18 protein-coding genes and 4 tRNA genes are annotated in these 19,297 nt (G+C 43.0%); 13 read left to right on the top strand and 9 right to left on the bottom strand.

Annotated elements, in window-relative coordinates; translation table 11 throughout:
• Positions 1–9: 9 nt before the first annotated feature.
• From RR876_RS08085 to RR876_RS08075, 3 genes are all read left to right on the top strand, one after another.
• Complete coding sequence (locus tag RR876_RS08085; protein ID WP_004977846.1) at positions 10–1,086, top strand: PhoH family protein; 1,077 nt, start codon at positions 10–12, stop codon at positions 1,084–1,086.
• Between the two features lie 57 nt (positions 1,087–1,143).
• Positions 1,144–1,623, top strand: coding sequence for an rRNA maturation RNase YbeY (gene ybeY, locus RR876_RS08080; protein WP_332476473.1), 480 nt, complete (start codon positions 1,144–1,146; stop codon positions 1,621–1,623).
• Positions 1,624–1,724: 101 nt separating this feature from the next.
• Positions 1,725–2,135, top strand: coding sequence for a hypothetical protein (locus tag RR876_RS08075; protein WP_332476472.1), 411 nt, complete (start codon positions 1,725–1,727; stop codon positions 2,133–2,135).
• A gap of 45 nt (positions 2,136–2,180) precedes the next feature.
• Here RR876_RS08075 and RR876_RS08070 read toward each other — a convergent pair whose 3' ends face one another.
• The gene (locus RR876_RS08070; RefSeq protein ID WP_004691238.1) at positions 2,181–3,038 is read right to left on the bottom strand and encodes a TonB family protein; all 858 of its coding nucleotides are present in this window, start codon (positions 3,036–3,038) and stop codon (positions 2,181–2,183) included.
• Between the two features lie 260 nt (positions 3,039–3,298).
• Between RR876_RS08070 and RR876_RS08065 the strand changes: the two genes are divergently transcribed.
• The 5 genes from RR876_RS08065 to RR876_RS08045 all read left to right on the top strand — a co-directional run bounded on the left by RR876_RS08065 (position 3,299) and on the right by RR876_RS08045 (position 7,421).
• Positions 3,299–3,976 carry a hypothetical protein gene (locus tag RR876_RS08065; protein ID WP_004977854.1) on the top strand — a complete coding sequence of 226 codons (678 nt, stop codon included), beginning with the start codon at positions 3,299–3,301 and terminating at the stop codon, positions 3,974–3,976.
• A 155-nt stretch (positions 3,977–4,131) separates the two neighbouring features.
• Entirely contained in the window at positions 4,132–4,842 is a 711-nt protein-coding gene (locus RR876_RS08060) for a DUF3108 domain-containing protein (protein WP_332476471.1), read from the top strand.
• 90 nt (positions 4,843–4,932) lie between these two features.
• Positions 4,933–5,508 (top strand): xanthine phosphoribosyltransferase, encoded by a 576-nt coding sequence (locus RR876_RS08055; protein WP_004691243.1) that lies wholly within the window; start codon positions 4,933–4,935, stop codon positions 5,506–5,508.
• A 277-nt stretch (positions 5,509–5,785) separates the two neighbouring features.
• Positions 5,786–6,838, top strand: a complete 1,053-nt coding sequence (locus RR876_RS08050) for a sensor domain-containing diguanylate cyclase (protein WP_332476470.1) — start codon at positions 5,786–5,788, stop codon at positions 6,836–6,838.
• 211 nt (positions 6,839–7,049) lie between these two features.
• Positions 7,050–7,421, top strand: coding sequence for a hypothetical protein (locus tag RR876_RS08045; RefSeq protein ID WP_332476468.1), 372 nt, complete (start codon positions 7,050–7,052; stop codon positions 7,419–7,421).
• A gap of 44 nt (positions 7,422–7,465) precedes the next feature.
• On the opposite strand, the gene wrbA is transcribed toward RR876_RS08045, so the two are convergent.
• A complete protein-coding gene (wrbA, locus tag RR876_RS08040; RefSeq protein WP_332476467.1) occupies positions 7,466–8,059 on the bottom strand; it encodes an NAD(P)H:quinone oxidoreductase in 594 nt (197 codons plus the stop codon).
• Positions 8,060–8,174: 115 nt separating this feature from the next.
• Here wrbA and RR876_RS08035 point away from each other — a divergent pair, with 115 nt between their 5' ends.
• Positions 8,175–9,425 carry a YihY family inner membrane protein gene (locus RR876_RS08035; RefSeq protein ID WP_159127871.1) on the top strand — a complete coding sequence of 417 codons (1,251 nt, stop codon included), beginning with the start codon at positions 8,175–8,177 and terminating at the stop codon, positions 9,423–9,425.
• 111 nt (positions 9,426–9,536) lie between these two features.
• Here RR876_RS08035 and RR876_RS08030 read toward each other — a convergent pair whose 3' ends face one another.
• Positions 9,537–10,472, bottom strand: coding sequence for a DMT family transporter (locus RR876_RS08030; RefSeq protein ID WP_159127872.1), 936 nt, complete (start codon positions 10,470–10,472; stop codon positions 9,537–9,539).
• 104 nt (positions 10,473–10,576) lie between these two features.
• Between RR876_RS08030 and RR876_RS08025 the strand changes: the two genes are divergently transcribed.
• Complete coding sequence (locus RR876_RS08025) at positions 10,577–11,389, top strand: helix-turn-helix transcriptional regulator (protein WP_286405481.1); 813 nt, start codon at positions 10,577–10,579, stop codon at positions 11,387–11,389.
• Between the two features lie 53 nt (positions 11,390–11,442).
• Here the strand turns inward: RR876_RS08025 and RR876_RS08020 are convergent, their stop codons facing one another.
• From RR876_RS08020 to RR876_RS07995, 6 genes are all read right to left on the bottom strand, one after another.
• The gene (locus tag RR876_RS08020) at positions 11,443–12,087 is read right to left on the bottom strand and encodes a fumarylacetoacetate hydrolase family protein (protein WP_125280244.1); all 645 of its coding nucleotides are present in this window, start codon (positions 12,085–12,087) and stop codon (positions 11,443–11,445) included.
• Positions 12,088–12,129: 42 nt separating this feature from the next.
• Positions 12,130–12,627, bottom strand: a complete 498-nt coding sequence (locus RR876_RS08015) for a YcxB family protein (RefSeq protein WP_004691260.1) — start codon at positions 12,625–12,627, stop codon at positions 12,130–12,132.
• Positions 12,628–12,897: 270 nt separating this feature from the next.
• Positions 12,898–12,974 (bottom strand) — tRNA-Arg (locus tag RR876_RS08010).
• 275 nt (positions 12,975–13,249) lie between these two features.
• Positions 13,250–13,326: transfer RNA gene (locus RR876_RS08005), tRNA-Arg, on the bottom strand.
• 48 nt (positions 13,327–13,374) lie between these two features.
• Positions 13,375–13,451: transfer RNA gene (locus tag RR876_RS08000), tRNA-Arg, on the bottom strand.
• Positions 13,452–13,465: 14 nt separating this feature from the next.
• Positions 13,466–13,555, bottom strand: a tRNA-Ser gene (locus RR876_RS07995).
• 264 nt (positions 13,556–13,819) lie between these two features.
• Here RR876_RS07995 and rnr point away from each other — a divergent pair.
• Genes rnr through RR876_RS07980 form a run of 3 tightly spaced genes read left to right on the top strand, consistent with a single transcriptional unit; the run spans position 13,820 to position 19,291 of the window.
• Positions 13,820–16,258: a ribonuclease R gene (gene rnr, locus RR876_RS07990; protein ID WP_332476489.1), complete on the top strand. Its 2,439-nt coding sequence runs from the start codon at positions 13,820–13,822 to the stop codon at positions 16,256–16,258.
• A gap of 56 nt (positions 16,259–16,314) precedes the next feature.
• Positions 16,315–17,196 carry a VanW family protein gene (locus tag RR876_RS07985; protein ID WP_332476465.1) on the top strand — a complete coding sequence of 294 codons (882 nt, stop codon included), beginning with the start codon at positions 16,315–16,317 and terminating at the stop codon, positions 17,194–17,196.
• Between the two features lie 52 nt (positions 17,197–17,248).
• On the top strand, positions 17,249–19,291 hold the full coding sequence (locus RR876_RS07980) for a M3 family metallopeptidase (protein WP_332476487.1): 2,043 nt from the start codon (positions 17,249–17,251) through the stop codon (positions 19,289–19,291).
• Positions 19,292–19,297 lie beyond the last annotated feature (6 nt).

Genomic DNA, 19,297 nt, shown 5'->3' with positions numbered 1-19,297 from the left:
GGAATTCTCTTGACTGCAGCGATTCGACGTACAGTAACTTTTCCTGGGGTTTCAATAGAACGTTTAAAGAGCATGCTCGGTGCTTATAACGGTCATTTGAAACAAATCGAACAGCGTTTAGATGTCACTATTTCCCATCGAGGTGATGCATTTTATGTCGATGGTGAAATGGATGCAGTTGAGAGAGCCGAAGGTCTGCTCCATCGCCTGCATGAAGAAGCAGAAAATACGGCACAAATCAGTGCTGACACCTTACACCTCATGATTCAAGGCAGTCAGACTGACCGTGAATTGCAAGAAGACCTCGACGGGCAAGAGCACACTGGTTTAGATGAAGTATGGCTCCAAACCCGTAAAGGTCGTATCAATCCACGTGGTGCCAACCAAAAGCGTTATGTGCAGCGTATTCTACAAAGCGATATTTCTTTTGGTATTGGACCTGCGGGTACAGGTAAAACCTATCTCGCAGTTGCAGCCGCAGTCGATATGCTAGAACGTAATGAAATTCAACGGATTTTATTGGTTCGTCCTGCCGTTGAAGCGGGTGAAAAACTTGGTTTCCTCCCGGGTGATTTAAGCCAGAAAATTGATCCCTATTTACGCCCACTCTACGACGCCTTGTATGAAATGCTTGGTTTTGAAAAAGTAGCCAAACTGATTGAACGTCAAGTGATTGAAGTGGCACCACTGGCGTATATGCGTGGTCGAACTTTAAACCACTCTTTCGTGATTTTAGACGAAGCACAAAACACCACGCCTGAACAAATGAAAATGTTCCTCACACGCTTAGGCTTTGGTTCGCGTGCAGTGATTACGGGTGATATCACACAGGTCGACTTACCGCGTGGTCAGCAATCCGGTCTGGCGCATGCTTTACGCATCATCGACAAGATCAAAGAAATTCACATTACCCGCTTCCACTCTCGTGATGTGGTACGTCACCAATTAGTGCAAAAAATTGTTGAAGCTTATGAGGGATGGGATGCAGAACAACATCGCTTAACGGCTGAAGCGCGTGCTGAACGCAAAGCGCGTCAAGAGGCCTTAGTGGCTGAAAATGATGCCGCTGCCGATGCTCAGCATTAAGTTAAAGTCTGCGGGCATTTTAAAATGCCCGCAGATGTCATTATTTAAGGATCTATTTTGAAACTGAGTCTTTCTCTACAACAGGACTTTCAAGCACCTGAATTGGTCTTGAAACGTGGTTATATCAAAAAAGTTGTAGAAACTGTTTTACGCCATATTGGCACACAGAGTAACTGTGAAATTGGCATTGCTTGTGTCGACCATGATGAAAGTCATAAATTGAATTTGGAATATCGCGGCAAAGATAAATCAACCAATGTGTTATCTTTCCCGAGTGACTTGCCCGATGAAATGGCGCAAATTCTTGACTCATTTCCTATTGGCGATTTAGTCATTTGCATTCCTGTGGTGCTGTTGGAAGCGGAAGAACAAAACAAAGCGCCACTGACGCATTTCACTCATATGTTGGTACATGGCACCTTGCATCTCATGGGTTATGACCATGAAACGTCAGAAGCAGATGCTGAAGAAATGGAAGGTATCGAAATTGAAATTTTAGCGAAACTCGGTTTTGAAAACCCTTATTTAGAACAGTAATTATTAGATTTGAAACAACTCACCCGATACATCTCGATGTGTCGGGTTTATTTATGCTAAAAATAATGCAAAATGAAAAAATAGATGAAGAGATTATAAAAATGCATACACCAATTTCAAAACTACTCTGCGTTATCGCCCTCTCCTGCACCACGCCACTTTATGCCAATAGCAATGATCAAAATCAAACATCCTGCCAAGAAGTGAAATTTCAAGACGCAGCTCAGGCGTGGGCTGGACATTATTATTTAAACGGCGTTATGGAGGTCGGTTCCGAGCTTTTACTAGAACCCAACGGTAAATTTAAATGGTACTTAGTTGTCGGCTCTTTAGACCAATATGCCGAAGGGACATGGTGGAAAAATGGTAACTGCATTGGTTTAAAAGCATCACCGAAATATAGCAAGCACTTAGAGATTTTTCCTAGCCGCCTAGATGTGGAAGAGTCTCATTTAACCGTAACTTGGATCGGTGGACGTCAAGACGGTGCCTATGTCCGCGCAACCCAATAAACCGAAGTAAGCAAAATCATCAGAGTACACTTAAAAGTGCACAGCTCAGTGCACTTCAAACTCTGCCTCTGCTGGGTCAAAACGCCATGTACGCACAATGCGTAATTCAGAAATATCCTTCATTTTGGCATCAAATCCACCGAATGGTGCGGCCTTACGTACCGATGCTTTTGCCGCCTCATCGAGCATCTCATGACCTGAACTATCAATCAGGCGAATAGCACGGATGCCTCCTGATGCATTTAGAATCACCATTAAACGTACTTCACCCGCCAGTCGTTGTTGTTTAGCTGCTTCTGGATAGTAACGGTTGCCATAAAATTCCACTTTCTGACGGAACTTTTCAAGATAAGCTGCCGAAATATCTTGCTTAGCTTGAATCCCATCAACTGTTTTGATTTTTTGCTGACGGCTAAAGTTTTGTTGGCGTTGTAAATATTGCGCTTCAAGGCTGGCCACCATTGCTGCTTTGGCTTGAAACTGACTGTTCATTTCTTCCATGGCTTTTTTGCGCTGGTTATCCTCAGCTTGTTTTTGCCAGCTTAAAGTCGTCATCAACAGTTTTTCTTCAAAATTCAGCTCACGTTTTTGTTGGATCTGCTCTAAAGTTTCACGCTGCTGTTCGCCTGTACTTTGCTCAAGCATCGGTGCGGGCATGTCACTCGACATGCGATGTGACTCACGAAAGGTCCCTGAACCTTGTTGATCGGCTTGCGCTAAAAAATCTGCATTTTCAATTTTTTTATCAGAAGGACGCAAAGTAACGGCAATTTCTTTCACTGCCGCATCATTTTCTTGAGGCATAGCAAATTGCAAAGTCAAAATCACGAGATGCAAAAATACCGCCAGTACGACGGTCGCTGTAAAAATTGGGTCTTTCCACCAATCATGAGCCAAAGGCATTACATTTATTTTTCTAAGCATCACACCAAACCGACAATTTGTCTTGTTCCCCAAAGCGCATGCGCGCAGTATAAAATAGACACAGTCTTCATTTTATTGCGTAGAATGAGACCTTGTGCCCTTTAGATTCACTGTTTCATAAAATCATGAAAATGGTGCAATTAATTTTGCTAAACTGCAAGGTTGATGAGCAGTATTTTTCAAACATTTCGACCAGAGATCTGATCGCTCAAACACGTTGATTAGCTAGGACGCCTCTTATGCAAACGCTTATTTCCAACATTTCAAATCGTTTACGCCAAGTTTATCAAAAGGCGGAAGGATTTATTGAGGATGAGCGCGAGTTCCCAATGTCTCAAGTCTTTTTAAATGCCACTTTTCAACGTTTTGTGACCGACAATGTGAGAATGTTGAAAGACTTGCATGCCGACTTACATGATGATTGGTTACGTTTATATGCCACACTCGACTATAACGGACTCAAACTCACGCTTTCGGTAGATTTGAAACTGGCACAAATGGAGTTAAATAAAAAAACGCAGTTGATCGTATTTGAGCAAATCAGTGATACCAGCGTACTGGATGCTGAATACCCAACAGTATTTCATAAAATGGGTGTGCGCTGTGCCCTATTCTTTTATCAAAAAGTCCTGAACCAAGACCCTTTAGGCATGATTTTAGAAAAACTGAATGTGATTAAAGTCAAAGATGATCTACTACATTTGGATCTGAATCGCTGGTTAGGAAAAAATCGTTCCATTATCGATACTTTAGGTAAAGTCCATGTCAATCATGCCGTGTTGCGTGAAGCAGAATTGGTGGTGATCGGTAATGTCAACTTAACGGCATTGTTCAATAAGTTTTCGCAAACCTCTATCGATGACTTAATTGAACCCAATCTAGACGAAAGCACGGTCTCGCCAATTCGACAAAAATAACTCGGTACGCTACGACTAAAATGTGATTTAAGGTGTGTAAAAGAAACATAAAACTACAGTTTGCTCTATGTTTCGAATTTTTTCTTCATAATCAACGTGCATAATATTTCTATGCAAAAAATTTGTGCCTACAACTGAATAGGAAACTTTTTCTTATGGCTAAATCAATGTTGAAAACAGTCGCAATGGCAACAGGGGTCAGCACCTTGCTCTTTGTCGGTTTCTCAAGTCAAACCTTTGCCATGAGTCCATTCCAAGCCAGTTATCAATTTAACTATAATGGCAAAAACATGGGCTCAGCGACACGTACGTTATCAAAATCGGGCAACAACTGGAACTATGTCTTTGCAGCCAAAGCTGGTGGTATCGCGTCTGCGACCGAAAGCAGTCGCTTTAGTTTCAATGGTCAGCAAATTCAGTCCAGCAGTTTTAGCCGTAGTAGTAAAATTTTGGTGCATAACAACACCATGAGTATTAACTTCAATCCAGCGGCAAAAACCATCAATACTAAGAAAGACAAAGAAGCGCGTTCTTTCGCTTGGAAAGCCGGCGTACTGGATGAACTGAATGCTGAATTACAACTTCGTGAAGACATCAAAAACGGCGGTTTAAAATCGACTTATTATTTGGCCGATGCCAAAGAAGTGGAAGCACGTAAATTTGTGAAGCAAGGTTCTGAGTCAATCAAAACTGATTATGGCACCTTTGATACCATTAAAGTGGTCATGAAACATGACAAACCTGGCCGCGAAACGATTTTCTGGTTAGCACCTAAATTGGACTACCTTCCAGTCAAAGTCAGCCATGTTGATAAGAAAACATCCTATGGATTGCTATTAACGGGTTATAAAGGTGCAAGCAATTAGTCATTTTGACGAATTTTACTTGCATTTTTTCAGGTGCTTCCTAAAATACGCTTTTGCTTGAAAAAGCACCTGCCCCTAGAGGATTCTCCCGTGTACGCACTAGAACAGAAAATCTTAAGCGAAGGTATCGTTCTATCTGATGAAGTTCTGAAAGTTGATGCTTTCTTAAACCACCAAATTGATCCGGTTATGATGCAATTAATCGGTAAAGAATTTGCTGCTCGTTTTAAAGATGCAGGCATCACTAAAATCATCACGATTGAAGCATCAGGTATTGCACCTGCAATCATGGCAGGTTTAGAACTGGGCGTGCCCGTTATTTTTGCGCGTAAATACCAATCTTTAACCTTAAAAGATGACCTTTACCGCTCAAAAGTCTTTTCGTTTACTAAACAAACGGAAAGTACGATTGCAATTTCAAATAAGCACATCAGCTCAGCTGACAAAGCCCTCGTGATTGATGACTTCTTGGCCAATGGTCAAGCGGCCTTGGGTCTGATTGACTTAATTCACCAAGCGAAGGCAGAAGTTGTAGGCGTGGGTATTGTGATTGAAAAATCATTCCAACCTGGTCGTGACATTTTGCTTGAAAAAGGCTACCGCGTTGAATCTTTGGCACGTGTGAAGTCATTGGCAAATGGGACTGTTGAATTTGTTCGTGACTAATTACGACATTCAACCTCAAAAAAGAGCACTTTAAGTGCTCTTTTTTTGTCACTCAGATGACCCGCGGGTCATCTACATGTAAATGCCACATTTGCGCTGTAGGTTATTTTTAATTTAAAGTAAAAATATATCGTTTTTTTTCAATTTAATTACACATTGACGTTGGAGAAACGCGATTTCTATAGCATGATCAAATCTAAAAGGTAATGTCCACTCTCTAAGAGCAAAACCAACAAAGACTAAACTGGATACTATTTTTATAGAGATACCGTATTGAATGATAAACAAGAAACAATTAACTGAACGATCATTTACCCCAAGCCAATTATCTGGATTTGATGGCGTACACTCCATTCAACTCCCTGTAGACTTCATTCACGACTTGAGTAAAGCAGACTCCTTACAAGCTGTTTTAGACACCATTGCTTACTGGATTTCTCACGTGTTTGATGCGGATCGGGCCAGTATTACCCTGCAAGATACTGAAGAATATCTCAAGCTGTATTCGATCTCAGGCAATCATGCGATTCCGATGGATTTTAAAATTCCCATTGGACATACTTTTGTCGGACGCGTTTTTGCCTGCGCAAAGCTGATCATTTGTGATGACCTCGCTCAGTCGGATGAACTGGATTGTAAAATGCTTTCCGAGCATGGCATGGGAACCTGTATGGATGCGCCCATGATTCACAATGGCGTGTGTATTGGCACCTTAAATGTGGCAGATCAACGTAAGCATCACTACACCGTGCAACAAGCGATTCTTTTACAAAGTCTCGCCACTTGGTTAGCTTTAAACATAAAATTGCATTTACAAGTGCAAGAAATGGCGGTCTTAGCCTCTACAGATGAGCTCACGGGAACCTTTAACCGTCGGGTATTTGTACAAGAAAGTAATCAAACCATGCAGCATTTCAGCCATGCTCGCGTGCCATTTACGATAGGCATTTTAGATATTGATCACTTTAAACAGCTGAATGACTGTTATGGGCATACCGCAGGTGACCATGTGCTGAAAAAGATGACCAAAAAAATAAAAGGTATCCTACGTGAGGGAGATTTTTTAGCTCGTATTGGCGGTGAGGAATTTGCGATTATTTTACCGGCCTGCTTGGGTAATGAAGCCATGCGGGTCTTTAAACGCATTTGTTCAACGATTGAAGCCATGGAAGTGCATTATGAACAAGAAGTGCTGTGTTTTACGGTCAGTATAGGGGTTGCTGAAGTCGGCAAACATGACGCAGATGCAGAGGATGTCTTTAAACGCGCAGATAAAGCCTTGTACTGTGCCAAGCAAGCAGGACGAAACCGAATTCATTTTGCCAACTAAACCGTATTAAAAACACAGCATAAACTACTCAAGAAAATTACAAGTTTAATAAATATTATTGCCGCAAGTTCAACTAAGATTTACTCTAGATTCAGTTGTTTAGATCTTTAAAATTTAAGCGCAAAACACGGTTGTTCTGCGCAACGTGTCATCCACACCGTAAAACGGCTGCCAGCTTCAATCACTGGTCACCCGAATAGGCCAATAGACTATGGAAAATACAATTCTCTGCCCAAAATGTGGCTCTAGCGATGTTGAAAAACGCAATCACGAGCAACAACTGACTAAAATTGGGGGCGTATTGCTCAGTTCGGCAGGTGCAACCGCTGGTACCGTCGGTGGTGCAGCATCTGGGGCCTCTATTGGTGCAGCGATCGGTGCAGCAGCTGGACCTCTGGGGGTGATTATGGGTGGCACCATTGGCACTTTTGTTGGTGCGGTCAGTATCGGTGTAACAGGCGGGTTTTTAGGACATCGTTTTGGTAAAAAAGCGGGTGTGATTGTCGATAAAAATATCTTCCTTGACTATAAATGTCTCAAGTGCGGTACAAAATTTAAAGAACAGCATCTGACACCAACTTAATAATAAAAAGCCCATCAATGATGGGCTTTTTCATGTCTCAATGCCTAGGCTTGTAGTTTTCTCACCACTTCCCCAAGACGCTTACCTTGAGCTTCGCACAGCACTTTTTCATCTTGGCTTAAGCTCTGATCATGTCTAGGCCCGCTGACATGGCTTGCGCCATACGGTGTTCCCCCTGTTTTAGTATGTGACAATGCGGGGATGGCATTGTTCAACCCTAAAATCATCATGCCATGATGAAACAACGGTGGCAGCATGGTCAATAAAGTACTTTCTTGGCCGCCATGCATCGAACCTGACGAGGTAAACACACAAGCAGGCTTGCCATGCAAAGCACCATTGAGCCATAGACTGGTGGTCTGGTCGAGGAAATATTTCATTTCAGAGGCCATATTACCAAAGCGGGTTGGTGAGCCTAGCGCCAAACCTGTACAGTTTGCCAAGTCCTCTAAACTACAATAAATATCGCCTTCTGCAGGAATACTCGGCTCTGCTTCCTTCACCACAGTTGCAATATTTGGCACTGTTCGAATTTTAACAGCAACACCACTGGCTTCAATTCCATTTGCAATCAGATGCGCCATTTCACGGGTACTGCCGTATTTGCTGTAATATAAAACTAAAACATAGGTTTGCATGAATAGAGTTCGGTGACAGAAAAAATAAAACTATACGGTATTTTTCCTATTTTTTGGTTAAGCTTAGGGTGAAAAATGTAGAAAAGATGAAGAAAACAAAAGAGATACTTTGCCTATGTTAGAACAGTACTTAAGAAAACTTCCTTTCTATGAGAAAACTTGGTTTCAGTTCGTTTTATTTGTACTGCGCCGCTTTGAGGCTGATCGATGTCGTGAACAAGCCGGTTCACTGACCTATACCACCTTGTTTGCCGTCGTTCCGATGCTGACGGTTTTTTTGGTGATCATTTCCTCAATTAAAGCGCTTGAACCTGCACGGCAGCAATTACAACAACTGATCTATAGTAATTTTTTACCGAAAACCACGATTGCTTTTGACAAGGCCTTAAATGCGTTTACCGATAAATCCAGTAATTTAACCATTATCGGGATCTTATTTTTATTCGTCACGACCGTCATGATGCTGACCAGTATTGAAACGGTCTTTAATCGAATTTGGCGCGTTCGTGAGACTCGCGGTGGCATTATTGGCTTTATGCGCTATTGGACCATTATTTCTTTGGGCCCCATTCTACTCGGTAGTGCCTTTGTTATTTCGTCGACAATGGCTTCCCTTAATGTTCTGAGTAATAATTTTGCAGGCTATGAGCTTGATGGCGCATTTGTCCTGTGGCTGATTTCATTCTGCTTAACCGTCGTCGGCTTTTTTATTCTGAATTGGACCATTCCAAACCGCAGTGTCCCAATTAAATCAGCTTTGATTGCAGGTTTATTTAGTGCCGTCGTGTTTGAACTCCTAAAAAACTTATTCGGCTTCGTTATGTCGAACTTCACCAGTTATGAAATTATCTATGGTGCATTTGCCGCGATTCCCATTTTCCTGTTATGGATTTTTCTATCGTGGAATATTGTCCTGATCGGGGTCGAAATTAGTTATGCACTGACCGCATTTACCTCCCATAAAGAGCAAAAACGGCACCCAGTCATTATGCTGTTAGATTTGCTGGAGCTGTTTTATAAAAAGCAACAGCAAGGACTCAGTGTCTCTGATGATGAAGCTTTAGATGTATTAGGGCGGGATGAATTGGGGCGTTGGCCGAGTTATGTGTTTATGCTTGAACAACAAAACTTAGTCAAACGTACCGATGACAACCAATATGTACTGGTACGTAATTTATCTCAAGTCGATTTTTGGAGTTTTTACAGCAAACTTCCTTACCCTTTACCAAAGCGTAAAGATATGGGTAATGTCCATCCGGATGATGTCTGGATGCAGAAAATTGGCCCAGCGTTAGTAGAATCGGATGATTACTTGGCGGCCAAACTCGCCATTCCACTGTCTACAATTTTTGATGATAAATCTTAAGCCTTCTATAAAAAAACGTGTCTAAGACACGTTTTTTTTATCAGCTCACTCAAATCCGCCTGAGTTCAAGCTTCATCCTGAATTTAAGGCAGATTCAAGCCAACTCAGTATTTACTGCAAAGCCATTTTAAAGGCCTGTACATACTGCTTAATTTTATGATGCAAACTCACCACCATTACCCCCATCAAAACAAAGCATGTTCCCACCAAAAAGTTGAGTTCCAGCTGCTCATTGAGTAATACCACACCAAAACACATCCCAAAGATTGGGGTCAAAAAAGAAAAGACTCCCAACTGGGAGGCCAAATATTTTTTCAACAGCCAAAACCAAATCAGATAACTGGCAAATGACACGACAACGGTATGGAAAAGCAAACTTGTAACGGATAATACAGACCAGTGAATCGTCGCTTGTCCCATGAAAAAAGCCACAGGCAATAACACTAAGAAAGCGATAAAGAGCTGATAAAACAAAGTTTGGGTCGCAGGTGCTTCTGCTAGTTTAGTCAACCGAACTGCAATAGTCGTGGCTGCCCACAATACCCCTGCCAAGAGTGCTAAAGCATCGCCCCAAAGTGCAGAACTTGCGGCTGCTTGTGAAGCTGCAGGACGAAATAAAAATGCAATCACAATCCCGAAAAATGCACATGCAATGCCCAACCACTGGATGAGCGATAAACGTTCAGAGGGTAATTTCCAGTGCAAACCCAATGCTACAAAAATAGGTGCGGTATACAGCAAAACCACGGTATGCGCCGCTGAGGTAAAACGTAAAGCTTGAGCGACCAGAAAAAATTCTGCTGCAAATAAAAGCCCAACTAAAATTCCTGCGGGTAAGTAGTCTCGCCCCCACAAAGATGTGCCCTTTGCCAACTTGATCATGGGGTAAACCATCAACGCAGATAAACCTGAGCGAAGTGCAATTTGCATTACTGCAGAAATATCGGGGGCAGCAAGCTTTAACACCACTTGTTGTAATCCCCACAAAATACACAGCCCAAACATAATCCCTGAAGCTTTACTGTCCAGCGCTTGACGACTACTCACGACCTGCTCCACTGAAAAAGATTAAAGCTCACTATAGATTTGTCTGAAATAAAACATATAATTTAAAACAGACAAGAGATCTTCTTATTCAGGCAATTTCAGCCATGCCCCAACGACAACAAAAAAAGAGCGCGCCACTCAAACAATTACCCACCAATGATCATATTGATAAATTATTGTGGATCAGCTTTCGTGAAGACCCCGCGCAGTCGGTTTATCCCGTGCATGGACATGCATGGGGCGAATTTGTATATGCCTTTAATGGTGTGATGGAAGTGAATATTAACCAGATTGACTACCTTACCCCACCACCTTATGGCATTTGGCTCCCCCCCAATGTGGCCCATAGCAGCTTGAATCGTACCGATGTTTCGCATGGCACCTTGTATATCCATGAAAGCTTATGCACTCATCTACCTCAGCAAGCGGGTATTATGCTCAGCTCACCTTTGGTCTCGGCACTATTCAAACATTTGAGACAACATAGCCTGCCAGATGATGCACCTGAGCACATGCGCTTACTCTATGTCTTGCTTGATCAGTTACATCATGCAGAATTGGTCAGCAGCTATTTACCGCACTCTGAACACCCGACCCTAAAAAGTATTTTAGATTTTTTACATCTACATCCTGCGGACAACAGTTCTTTGCAACAACTGGCGGTACAGCACAATATGACTGAACGCACACTCGCACGTTATAGTCAAAAAGAACTTGGCATGTCCTTGAATGAATGGCGACAGCGCTTAAAAGTCATGAAAGCCATGAGCATGCTGACAGAGGGAAAAAAGGTCGAAAGTATCGCGCTGGATTTGGGTTATGCCAATGCATCGGCCTTTATTAATATGTTTAAACGCTGGATGGTGTATACCCCCGATCAGTTCCGCAAACTGTACCATAGTCATCAACAGCGCTAAAAAAAGATCACCGAAGTGACCTTTTTGAATGATGGGATTTGAAAGCCTGTAAATTAAGCTTGAACAAAGGTATTCCACGAATAGTCTTGGTTTTTACCTTTTAGGGTCATTTTCAACTGCTCACCCGCCTGTAGTGCAGCCACCCCAGCAGGTGTACCTGTCATGACTACATCACCCGCTTCCAAAGTGAAGACTTGGCTAATGTCGGCCAACAAGGTGCCAATGTCAAAAATTAAGTGTGCTGTGTTGCCAGCTTGGCGTAGCTCATCATTGACATGAAAACTGTAGTGCACATCATCCCAGTCCTGTACCACATCGGAAACAGCAACCCAGTCTGCCAGCACACACGAACCATCAAAGGCTTTAGCACGTTCCCAAGGCTGGCCTTTGGTTTTTAAGTCATCTTGTAAGTCACGCAAGGTTAAGTCCAAACCTAAAGTCACAGCTCCCACCGCTTGCAGGGCTTGAGCTGGATCGGCGGCTTTGCTTAGGCGATGGTCAATGCGTAAAACCAGTTCACATTCATAATGGCAGCTGCCCCATGCAGGATTCCAAGAAATGCCCGCATCTAAACTGAGCAAACTGCTCGGTGGTTTGATAAATAAAACGGGACGATCAGGAATCGCATTGCCTAATTCTTTGGCATGGTCTGCATAACTACGACCGACACAGACAATTTTAGATGGACGTGTACTCATGATCTTCCTCTGATTTTTTGATGGTGTTATGGAGCAAAATGCTTATTTTTTGAAAGTATTTTCAAATTTTGCTTGATCCGCACTATCGGCCAACGCACGCTTAGGCACAATCACCACAGTACGGTTTTTCAGCTCAAGCATATAGGTCAGCTTGCCACTGGCAAACTTTTGCACTTCATTATAATGGACCACTTGCTTGCGGCCATTGGCATAAATTTCCGCATAATCTTGGTATAAATCGATGCCTTGCTCACTTTTACCAAACTGATATTTCACAAATTGGCGCTTAAACATCATCGGCAGGAACCAATAGCGCATGAGAATTTGTAAAACTAAGAAAAATATACCCAATGCCACATAGTAACGACCGACGCCTGAAAAGCCGAGCATAAAGCCCCACACAATAATCCCGACACTAATCAACGGCGTGATAAAACGCGTCATTTGCTTTTTACCAAAGGTCGCTAAGGCAAAGCCATCTTGGGATTCTTCTAAAGTGAGGAAATAACGTGTCGATAATGCAGGCTTGTTCTCTGACATAGGGTCATATCAAATAGCTAAAAATATTGTGCTCAATACTACAACACAATCGGTCATTATTTTAGGACTTTAGCAGATCGATGTTGATTAGTTGGCTATCCACTCAAGCCGAGGCCATACCGATATCAGAGCCACATTATAAAACTGAGATGCAACAAACAACTTCATACATACGGCAAAGTATCCATCCATGCTATGAATTTCTACTGAACAGAAAGTGCAGGCACAAAAAAACCGCAACATGTGCGGTTTTTTCAATATTGATCAAGTTGGTGCGCTCAGAGAGATTCGAACTCCCGACCCCTTAGTTCGTAGCCAAGTGCTCTATCCAGCTGAGCTATGAGCGCGACGTCTTGATGGGGTGAATTATACGTGAATCTTATTTTTTGTTAAGTCTTATTTTCATAAAAGCCGATCAACTGCCCAGTTATTAAGCATAGTGGATATAAAACGCTGCATAAACCAACAGATTGATCATTTCATACGAACATAGCTAGGGAATCACGCAAGAATAGCGCTTTATTTATATCAAATTTTTCTTGAAGAACCACTTTCTCATGCCAAGCACTTCATTTTTAACAGGCACAAAAAAACCGCAACATGTGCGGTTGATTGTTCAAGTTGGTGCGCTCAGAGAGATTCGAACTCCCGACCCCTTAGTTCGTAGCCAAGTGCTCTATCCAGCTGAGCTATGAGCGCATTACTTGTGTGCCAATTCAGGCGATACGTTACATACAGTTTACTTATTGGTGCGCTCAGAGAGATTCGAACTCCCGACCCCTTAGTTCGTAGCCAAGTGCTCTATCCAGCTGAGCTATGAGCGCGACATAAGTAAAGTTGGCGGTGAGAGAGGGATTCGAACCCTCGGTACAGTTACCCGTACGCATCCTTAGCAGGGATGTGGTTTCAGCCACTCACCCATCTCACCGTAACGTGCGGCCATAATACAAACTTCATGCTAGCACTGCAAGCACAGACACTCAATTTTTTGCATATTTCTGTTCAATTAAATACTTTTTAAACAATTTAGAGCAGATTCAGCCGAATTTATTCTTTTCTCTACATCTGCATGTTGAATAAAACAGCAGATATTCTAAATTGCCGACATAAAACACAATATTGCAATCATTTGCGTGCAGTCTGTCTTCGCATGACTTATGCTAATCCTATCTACTGACATACAGCCAACGACATTATGAAAAATTGGGTCGATCCTGAAGCAAAAGCTGAAGCTGAACGTTATGACAACCCTATTCCAAGCCGCACGCTCATTTTAGAAACCATCGAAGAAAAAAAGACGGCTTTATCGCATGCGGACTTGGTCGAAATTTTTGAAATTGCAGATCAAAAAAGCATTGAAGCACTCAGCCATCGCTTAATTGCGATGGTTCGTGATGGTCAACTGATGAAAGATGGCTTCAAGTTTCAAATTGCCGAAGAGCAACCTGAACATGAAGCAACCGTCTACATTAACAGTAAAGGCTTTGGCACGGCGAATATTGCAGGTCATGAAGACTTACTTCTACCTGAACGCGAACTGCGCCAAGTGTTTAATGGTGACCGTGTTAAAGTGCGTCAAACCTCAGTAGACCGCAAAGGTAAAGCTTGGGGCTTTATTACCGAAGTGGTGCAACACCGTGTAAAGCAAATCATTGGTAAGGTGTCGATACATGATGGTGAATACTTTATTCAGCCAGCAAATCCGAATGCACACCAACCAATTACCTTAGAAAAAGAGTTAATCGAACACGCACAAGTCAAAGTGGGCGATTCGGTTCGTGTCGCAATTGATGACTACCCAACCAAAGATGAGTTGGCGACAGGTCATATTGTGCAATCGATGGCAGACAAGGCCGACACTGAAATTATTATTCCGCAAACCATTTTAGAGTTTGGTTTGCCGTATGAGTTCCCAGAAGAAGTCATTAAAGAAGCAGAAAGCTTTAAAGAGCCTTCAGCACAGGACCGTGAAGGTCGTATTGACCTACGTGATTTAGCCTTAGTCACTATTGATGGTGAAGATGCACGCGACTTCGATGACGCGGTCTATGCAGAAAAACGTCCAGGCGGCGGTTACCGTGTGGTGGTGGCGATTGCAGATGTGAGTCACTATGTCCGTTCTGGCAAACCACTGGATGATGAAGCTCAAGAACGGGGTACATCGGTGTATTTCCCGCACTTTGTTTTACCGATGTTGCCTGAAGCCCTCTCGAATGGCTTATGCTCACTCAATCCGCATGTGGACCGTCTGTGTATGGTCTGTGATTTAAACCTGTCACGTGCTGGTCGCGTCACCAAGTTTGAGTTCTACCCATCTGTAATGCACTCAAAGGCACGTTTAACCTATACCAATGTTGCCCAATACTTTGAAGGCGACAGCAGTGCCATTCCTGAAGACCGTGATGTGCGCAAATCCTTGAACACGCTGTTCCAACTCTATCAAGTCCTCAAAGGTTTACGTGCTGAACGTCATGCCATGGAATTTGAAACTGTTGAAACATACATGACCTTTGATGAGCTGGGCGGTATTAAGGAAATTTTACCGCGTACGCGTAATGATGCGCACAAACTGATTGAAGAATGCATGTTGTTGGCAAACGTAGCAGCAGCTGAATATGCGCTACAACATGATGTGCCAATGTTATACCGTATTCATGAGCCACCTGAGTTTTCACGTATTCAAAAAGTACGCGATTTTGTCAAACTTCTAGGTCTATCGTTCCCAGAACAGCCGACTCAGAAAGACTACCAAGCCGTAATTGATGCAACCAAAGATCGTATTGATGCTCCAAGTATCCATGCCGTGCTGTTACGTTCGATGATGCAAGCCTACTACGGTGCGAATAACGCAGGTCACTTTGGCTTGGCTTATGAAGCCTATACGCACTTCACCTCTCCAATTCGTCGCTACCCAGACTTATTGTTACACCGTGCTATTAAAGCCAAGTTAAAACATAAACCTGCACCTCTTTCAGGGGCTGCCTTGGATGATGCTGGTCAACATTTCTCGGCGACTGAACGTCGTGCAGATGAAGCATCTCGCTCTGTCACCACATGGTTGAAATGTCATTATATGCAGCAGCATTTGGGTGAAGAATTTGTTGGTACCATTTCTGCCGTAGCGGAATTTGGTCTGTTTGTGACACTCAAAGACTTATATGTTGACGGCATGATCCATGTCAGCCAACTGGGTGATGACTACTTTGTCTATGACCAACCAAGTCAGAGCTTGATTGGTCAGGCACGCGGTCAAAGCTTTAGCTTGGGCGATGAAGTGAAAATCAAAGTTGCAGCAGTGAATTTAGAAGACCGCAAAATTGATTTTGAATTATTGCAGCAACTCTCACATGGTGGTCGGCCCATACGTAGTCGAGCACCCCGTGTTGGCAAAGCCAAAACAGCACGAAGCGAAAGTAAAGAAGAAGTCTTTAGCGAGTCGACAAACGCCTCTCCCAGTAACAGCGGAGACCAGCCCATACGACGCAAAAAAGATAAACCCCAACCTAGCTCCTACAGCAAAAAGCCTGGTAAAAAATCTTCATCAAAGTCTGAAACAAAGGTTAAAGATAAAGTGAAGAAAAAGTCGAAACCTAAAAAGAAAAAATCAAATGCAAAAGCGAAAACTGAGTAAATGATGTAAAAGGTGCTAGGGCTTAATGTCCTAGCACCTTTTTTCATAGGGCCAACATGAACTTTTTGCGTTTATTTTTAAGCAAACCCATCAGCCAATATCATCCCCTGCTTTACTTCATGGCCACGCGTAGTCGACGTATGATGCGCTATTGGCAATGGAAAACAGATGGGAAAGACTATGCACATTCATTTTCTAACGCCCCTTTAGCTTTTCGTGTCAAAAAACATCAGTCCGTTCTGATTCGTAAATTAGGCGACAGCGATCAGCACTGGCAACACAATAAAGTCATCAATCTTAAAATTGCCAGTCCGTGTATTTCCGGGATTTTAATCCATCCACAACAGACTTTTTCTTTTTGTCAGTTGGTGGGACAACCAACAACTCAAAAAGGCTATGTTGAGGGAATGGAACTCAGCTTTGGCCAAGCTCGCGGTGGTATTGGTGGCGGTATTTGCCAAATTGCCAATCTTATTCACTGGCTTGTCTTGCATAGCCCGTTACAAGTGGTACAACGTTCACAGCACTCCTTTGACCCTTTTCCAGATCATGGTCGTGTACTTCCATTTGGTAGTGGCGCTGCAATTTTTTATAACTATATCGATTATCAATTTTACAACCCCACTCCACATAGCTTTCAAATTCGGCTGTGGTTTAGTGAGAAATGTTTAGAAAGTGAACTGCGTTGCTCCGCCGATTTAGGCTATGTCTACCATGTGTTTGAGCAACAGCATGCCTTTCTTAAAATCGGGACGGATTACTACCGACAAAACGAAATTTGGCGACACCGTAAAGAAAAATATAAAAGCGGTGAAATCTTAGCAACTGAATGCATGACCCGTAACTTTGCTAAAGTGCTTTATCAACCCTCACACATTGACCAGCACTACCCATCATGGGCTGAATTTCAAGCGGCGCAAAACATCAAAACCAATTAAAACTTGATTTCCCACGGCATCACCCTTACATCTAGTGATAACTGAACATTTAATTTGGCTTAAACGCATGACATTAGAAAAAGCAACCTTGCCTGTTCCACAGTTTGATCAAATCACCTTAGTACAACTCCAACAGCAGATCGAACAGGCAATTCAACAGGGTCAACATTTCTTAAAAGACCTGAGCGAAGTCCCTGAATCAATTCAGGCACAGCTTGCGGTCTTAGAACAAGTCGATCATTTAGAAAATAATATGAGTGAAGCATGGGGCGTGCTGTCCCACCTCAATGCCGTGATGAACAATGCTGAAACTCGTGAGGTGTACCAGTCACTATTACCAAGCTTAAGTGAATACTATACCGAGTTAGGTCAACACACAGCGCTGTATCAAACCTATCAACACATTCATGATGCTGCACAATTTGATCACCTGCCTGAAGCCCAACAAAGTGCGATTAAACTTGCACTGCGCGACTTCAAACTGTCAGGGGTGGCTTTAGAAGGTGAAGCCAAAAAACGTTATGCAGAAATTTCAGCACGTTTATCACAACTGTCTTCAGACTTTTCCAACCATGTTCTTGATGCAACCCAAGCCTATTTCAAACCTTTAGCGGAACACGAACTGGCAGGCTTACCACAAAGCAGTATTGAACTATTAAAACAATATGGTCAGCAGCGCGAACTTAATCAACCCGTTGCCACTTTAGACTTCCCATCGTATCTGGCAATTATGACCTACGCGGAAAACCGTCCTTTACGCGAAGAACTGTATCGTGCCTATACTACACGTGCATCTGATCAGTCTGAACACGCTGAGTTTGATAACACCGCGGCGATGGAAGAAATCTTAAGCCTGCGTCAGGAAATGGCTGCACTGTTAGGTTTCAACAACTACGCCGAGCTTTCATTGGCCAGCAAAATGGCGCCAAATGTAGCAACGGTGGATCAATTCTTACGTGATTTAGCTGAACATTCACGCGCCCCTGCACTCAAAGAAGTGGCGGAGCTGAAAGCTATTGCTGCTGAAGATGGCATTGAGGATTTAAAACCGTGGGACAGCACGTATTATTCGGAAAAATTGAAAGTCCAGCAGTTCAATTTATCTCAAGAAGCACTCAAGCCCTACTTCCCTGCACCCAAGATTTTGCAGGGCTTATTTAGCATTGTGAACCGTCTTTATGGGATTCAAATTGTGGAGCGTGAAGCCCCAGTTTGGCACTCAGATGCACGCTATTTTGAACTCGAAGATCAAGGCGCAGTGGTCGGTGGATTCTACTTTGACCTCTATGCGCGTCAAGGCAAACGTGGTGGTGCATGGATGAGTGGTTTCCGCTCTCGCACCCAAACAACGCACGGCCTACAAAAACCGATTTGCTATATGGTGTGTAACTTTACGCCACCTGTGGGGGATCAAGCAGCGCTGCTGACACATGATGAAGTGATTACCTTGTTCCATGAATTTGGACATGGTTTACATCATATGTTGACTGAAGTCGACAATATTGCAGTTGCTGGAACACACGGCGTGGCATGGGATGCAGTGGAGTTGCCAAGTCAATTCATGGAATTTTGGGCATGGGATACTGAAAGTTTAGACCTGCTCAGTGCACATATTGATACACAAGAAACCTTACCAGAAAGTCTACTCAAAGCCTTGCTGGATGCGCGTTTCTTCCAATCTGGCATGCAAAGTTTACGTCAAATTGAGTTTGCCCTGTTCGACCTCAGTATTCATAAAGCAGCTCCTGCTTTGAAAGCGGATCAGGTCCAAGCCACCTTAAATGACATCCGTGCACAATACGCTGTTTTAGAAACCACACCTTATAACCGCTTCCAACATAGCTTCAGCCATATTTTTGCAGGCGGCTATGCAGCGGGTTATTATTCTTATAAATGGGCGGAAGTTTTGGCCAGTGATGCCTTCGATCGCTTCGAAAATGAAGGGATTTTTAATACTGCCACTGGAAAAGAATTTCGTCAGTTTATTCTAGCAGTTGGCGGAAAAGATACAGCGCTTGATGCATTTATCAATTTCCGTGGACGCGAGCCAAAAATAGATGCTTTACTTCGTCATCAAGGTTGGACGAACCGCTAAAAAAGT

Origin of the sequence: Acinetobacter sp., assembly GCF_036666595.1 — a bacterium.
Taxonomy (GTDB): Bacteria; Pseudomonadota; Gammaproteobacteria; order Pseudomonadales; family Moraxellaceae; genus Acinetobacter.
Note: the sequence above shows the minus strand (reverse complement) of the source record. Positions and strands in the feature narration are given on the sequence as shown.

Coding starts and splice junctions, on each gene's coding strand:
- RR876_RS08075 (WP_332476472.1), top strand. CDS start 1,725: ATGCATACACCAATTTCAAAACTACTCTGCGTTATCGCCCTCTCCTGC.
- RR876_RS08070 (WP_004691238.1), bottom strand. CDS start 3,038: ATGCCTTTGGCTCATGATTGGTGGAAAGACCCAATTTTTACAGCGACC.
- RR876_RS08065 (WP_004977854.1), top strand. CDS start 3,299: ATGCAAACGCTTATTTCCAACATTTCAAATCGTTTACGCCAAGTTTAT.
- RR876_RS08060 (WP_332476471.1), top strand. CDS start 4,132: ATGGCTAAATCAATGTTGAAAACAGTCGCAATGGCAACAGGGGTCAGC.
- RR876_RS08050 (WP_332476470.1), top strand. CDS start 5,786: ATGATAAACAAGAAACAATTAACTGAACGATCATTTACCCCAAGCCAA.
- RR876_RS08045 (WP_332476468.1), top strand. CDS start 7,050: ATGGAAAATACAATTCTCTGCCCAAAATGTGGCTCTAGCGATGTTGAA.
- wrbA (WP_332476467.1), bottom strand. CDS start 8,059: ATGCAAACCTATGTTTTAGTTTTATATTACAGCAAATACGGCAGTACC.
- RR876_RS08035 (WP_159127871.1), top strand. CDS start 8,175: ATGTTAGAACAGTACTTAAGAAAACTTCCTTTCTATGAGAAAACTTGG.
- RR876_RS08025 (WP_286405481.1), top strand. CDS start 10,577: ATGCCCCAACGACAACAAAAAAAGAGCGCGCCACTCAAACAATTACCC.
- RR876_RS08020 (WP_125280244.1), bottom strand. CDS start 12,087: ATGAGTACACGTCCATCTAAAATTGTCTGTGTCGGTCGTAGTTATGCA.
- RR876_RS08015 (WP_004691260.1), bottom strand. CDS start 12,627: ATGTCAGAGAACAAGCCTGCATTATCGACACGTTATTTCCTCACTTTA.
- RR876_RS07985 (WP_332476465.1), top strand. CDS start 16,315: ATGAACTTTTTGCGTTTATTTTTAAGCAAACCCATCAGCCAATATCAT.